The organism is Knoellia aerolata DSM 18566 (assembly GCF_000768695.1).
GTDB lineage: Bacteria > Actinomycetota > Actinomycetes > Actinomycetales > Dermatophilaceae > Knoellia > Knoellia aerolata.
The window spans coordinates 1-579 of sequence record NZ_AVPL01000167.1; the positions used below are offsets into that span (position 1 = coordinate 1).

Annotated in this window: 2 rRNA genes; both read right to left on the reverse strand. The window is 52.2% G+C overall.

Features of this window, described 5'->3' with window-relative positions:
• Positions 1–47: 47 nt before the first annotated feature.
• Positions 48–163 (reverse strand): 5S ribosomal RNA (rrf, locus tag N801_RS19140).
• 99 nt (positions 164–262) lie between these two features.
• Positions 263–579 (reverse strand): 23S ribosomal RNA (locus N801_RS19145); the annotation flags it as partial.

A 579-nucleotide genomic window follows, 5' to 3' on the forward strand; every position in this document is an offset into this window, starting at 1 on the left:
AGCAAAAAGCCCTGAACGTCAGTTCAGGGCTTTCGGCTTTGTTTGATGCCTGGCAGTGTCCTACTCTCGCATGGGGAGACCCCACACTACCATCGGCGCTACGGCGTTTCACTTCTGAGTTCGGCATGGGGTCAGGTGGGACCACCGCGCTATTGCCGCCAGGCAAATTCTGTTTCATTCCAACCGCTTCACTTTCGTGTCGCCATCAGAACCAATCTCGGAACTTCGCTGAAAATCTCTCTAAAAACACCTTCGGTGTTGTAAGGTTAAGCCTCACGGATCATTAGTACTGGTTAGCTCAATGCATCGCTGCACTTACACACCCAGCCTATCAACGTCTTAGTCTTAAACGTTCCTTCAGGGACCTTAAAGGTCCAGGGAAGACTCATCTTGAGGCAAGTTTCGCGCTTAGATGCTTTCAGCGCTTATCTTTTCCGCACTTAGCTACCGGGCAATGCCATTGGCATGACAACCCGAACACCAGTGGTGCGTTCACTCCGGTCCTCTCGTACTAGGAGCAACCCCTCTCAATCTTCCAACGCCCACGGCAGATAGGGACCGAACTGTCTCACGACGTTC